This is a genomic window from Dietzia sp. DQ11-38-2 (assembly GCF_014145055.1).
Taxonomy (GTDB): Bacteria; Actinomycetota; Actinomycetes; order Mycobacteriales; family Mycobacteriaceae; genus Dietzia.
Window position 1 is genome coordinate 216 of the sequence record NZ_JAALDW010000523.1, and the last position, 1,703, is coordinate 1,918.

At 69.6% G+C, this 1,703-nt stretch carries 1 protein-coding gene; it reads right to left on the minus strand.

The features are described 5' to 3' along the window. Positions 1-1,703, minus strand: a 1,703-nt coding sequence (locus G6026_RS16445) for a PhoX family protein (RefSeq protein WP_241728147.1), incomplete at both ends; no start/stop codon positions are given.

Consider the following 1,703-nt stretch of genomic DNA (forward strand, 5'->3'; position numbering starts at 1 on the left):
CGGGGTTCTCGATCGAGGCCCCGTCCTTCTCCCCGGGGTGCTGGACGTTGACGATCGCCCGATCGGAGAAGACGAGCGGACCGCAGGTCTCCGCACCCACGGGAACGGTGAGGAACAACTTGGTCTCGCCCCGGTTCGGTCCCTCGGTGGCCACCGAGTAGAGCCCGTCGTTGAATCCGAGCGCGTTGCCGTCGGTCGACACCCACAGCCCACCGGCGGGGTCGAAGGCCACGTTGTCCGGGCAGGAGATCGGGCTGACCTTGGACTTGTCGAAGCCGCCGAAGTAGGTGTCGGCGGCCGCGGGGTCGCCGCAGACCAGGAGCAGGTTCCAGCCGAAGGTCGTACCGGCGTGGTCGTCGGTGATCTCGACGACCTGACCGTGCTTGTTGTCGTGCCTGGGGTTGGCCTCGTCGACCTGGCCGACGGTGCGGCGGGTGTTGTTGGTCAGGGCCAGGTAGACCTTGCCGGTCGAGGGGCTGGGCTCGACGTCCTCCGGGCGGTCCATCTTGGTGGCGCCGACCGCGTCTCCCGCCATGCGTGTGTACACGGCGACCTCCTCGGCGCTCATGCCGGGGACGTGGGAGACGGCGTTGCCGGCGGAGTCGACGGTCAGGAGCGGGATCCAGGCACCCGTACCGTCGAATGCGCCGTCCGAGGGGAGGGCGCCCGTCCCGTCGATCTCGGACTCCGGGGAGTTGCCGGTGAAGGTGGCCACGTAGAGGGTCCCCTCGTCGAGGATCCTCATGTTCTGTTCCCGGGCCGCCGGGGTCCGCCCCGGCACCATCGTCCGGCTGGAGATGAACTTGTACAGGTAGTCGAATCGCTCGTCGTCGCCGGAATAGATGACGACGGTGCCGTCCGCCGTCACGTGGACCGTCCCGCCCTCGTGCTTGAACCGGCCGAGCGCCGAGTGCTTGACGGGCGTGGAATCCGGGTTCCACGGGTCGACCTCGACGACGTAGCCGAAGCGGTTGACCTCGTTGGGTTCGACCGCCAGGTCGAAGCGGCTGTCGAAGCGTTCCCACTTGCGCCCGGACTCGCCGACCGACACCCCGTAGCGCCGGAGGGCCTCCACCCGCGCCGGGTCGGTGACGGAGCCGGTGGTGCCGAAGTACTGGTTGAAGTTCTCCTCGCCGGACAGGACCGTCCCCCAGGGGGTGTGGCCGCCGGCGCAGTTGTTGAGGGTGCCCAGCACGCGGGTCCCGGTGGGGTCGGCGGTGGTCCGGGTCAGCGGGCCGACGGCGGGGCCACGCAACTCGAACGGCGTCGTCGCGGTGATGCGGCGGTTGTACGAGCCCATCACGGGATCGAGCCCGCCGTCGTACCGTCGGCTGGCGAGTTCCACCACCGTCAGGCCGTGTGCGGCCCAGGCGATCTCGACCTGCTCCCGGGTGGGGGCCGCGGAGTCGTATCCGCGGAACATCATGGGTTCGGTCGTGTACTCGTGGTTGACCGTGAGCAGGAACCTCTCGTCACGGTCGTCCATGGGGAACAGGACCGCCAGGTCGCAGTTGAAGCCGTACTGCACCGCCTGCGCGGCGGCCGACTGGTTCTCGAAGTCGAAGGCGGGGCCTCCGGGGATCACCGGATCTCCCCACCGGATCACCACGTCGCTGGAGTGCCCGGCCGGCACCGTGACGGCGTCGGCGGTGTTGGGCGCCACGGGGACGAAGCCGGTGTCGAGTGTGCCCCCGCCGGCCGAT